General features: G+C 45.1%; 1 protein-coding gene. It reads right to left on the bottom strand.

The window, feature by feature from the left end:
- Positions 1 to 215: 215 nt before the first annotated feature.
- A complete protein-coding gene (locus tag RT018_RS15750; RefSeq protein ID WP_312943256.1) occupies positions 216 to 1,463 on the bottom strand; it encodes a tyrosine-type recombinase/integrase in 1,248 nt (415 codons plus the stop codon).
- Positions 1,464 to 1,699 lie beyond the last annotated feature (236 nt).

Here is a 1,699-nt window from a genome sequence, read left to right as displayed (position 1 = left end):
CGAAATCAGGTTGTCCTCACGGGCACGTGAGTTCGAATCTCACCGCCTCCGCCATGAGCCTGTTTGCGGTCAATGTCCGCAACAGGCTCTTCCTTTTTTGGTCTTTTCTACGCTCTCTTTTGAGGGCGTTTTTTTTGTTTGTGTAGAAAACGGATATGCCTGAGCCCTTGCCCTATAAGGCTTTTCCGTATTCCCATAAGGCAGTCCGTAGAAAATTAGTTGATTGCTGCAAGTCCAGTAGGTTCTGCCACTCGGTTTCTTTCAAACATCCCATCCATAACCAATCCAGATTCGATCTGTGCGTGGAAGTCCAGATGAGAATAAATGTCTGCTGTGGTCGAAAAGGTGCTGTGCCCCAGCCATATCTGAATTTGTTTCATTGATATCCCATTTGCAAGCAGTAAGCTGGCGCAGGAATGTCTTAAATCGTGGAAACGGATTTTTTTGAGGTCGGTTTTTTCAAGCACCCAGCTAAAGTGATCCGTTACATAATTAGGGCGCATGAGCTTCCCTGTTTGGTCGAGGCAGATGTAGTCGAGGTAATCTCGGCAGTAAGAGCGTTTGAATAGCTTTCGGTACATTTCCTGCTTTTCCTTTTCTGCAAGCAGTAGCTTTTCCACCGATGTCAGCAACGGAAGGGTGCGGAAGCTGGATTTGGTTTTCAGTACATCTTCCCCGACCGTTATGGTTTTGCCATCTACCGTGTCCTCAATCACCTTGTGCTTGATGGAGATGGTTTTTTGTTCAAGGTTGATCGCGTCCCACTTTAATCCGAGAACTTCGCTTCGGCGTAAGCCATAGTAAGCTGCCAGCTTCACACAAATCTCCAAGGGATCATCTGATATCGCATCAAACAGTGCCATCATTTCCTCTGCGGAATAAAACTGAGCCTGATATATATTCTTTTTTGGTCTGTCTACCCGGTCAGCAGGGTTACTGTCGATGATCTCCTTTTTCACCGCATTCTGTAGTGCTCTGCGGAGGACTGCGTGATAATGGATAACCGTATTCGGTGTGTGGCCCTCATCAAAAATTGATTGATGGAAGTCTTGAATATGCTGTGGAGTAACCTCTGCCAAGGTGATGTTCAGTTCGGTAAAGTACCGGCTGATTCGCCCATCCAGCATGGTTTGATAGCCTTTGAATGTTGTTTTAGCTATCGTGGGTTTTGCTTGTATCAGCCATTTTTGAAGGTAGTCAGTAAACAGTACCTCTGCTTGGGGATTCCGTTTGCCCTCGATTAGTTCTCTGGCACGTTCCTCAGCTTCCCGACGCTCCTTTTCTTCCTGCTCCTGTTCGTATTCCAACCGGATCTGGTCAAAGGCTTTCTTCGCTTTCCTGTCGCTGGTTCCCGCTACCGGCAATCCGGTGGGAATCCATTTGGTTTTTCTTTTGCCGTCCACCTTAATGTATAAAACGGCGTAATAAGTATTATTTTTTTCTTGTAGGCAGCCTGTTATCATTGTTATCCTCCTTTGAAATAACAGCGTTTTTGCCTACCATTGACAACATCACAATACCATAGAAAGCATAGGATAGCTATTGATTTACGCGGAAACAATCCAACGGATTTTTCTACGGTTTTGGGCCAATAATAAGCAAAAAGCCATATCAACCAATCTTGATATGGCACATTTCTTCACTCAATAAATATTCGATAACGCATGCCTTAGGAATTTTATAGGTTCGTCCAATGCGA

The sequence above is a fragment of the Oscillibacter sp. genome (genome assembly GCF_032060045.1).
Lineage (GTDB): Bacteria > Bacillota > Clostridia > Oscillospirales > Oscillospiraceae > Oscillibacter.
This window is presented reverse-complemented; position numbering and strand designations above follow the sequence as displayed.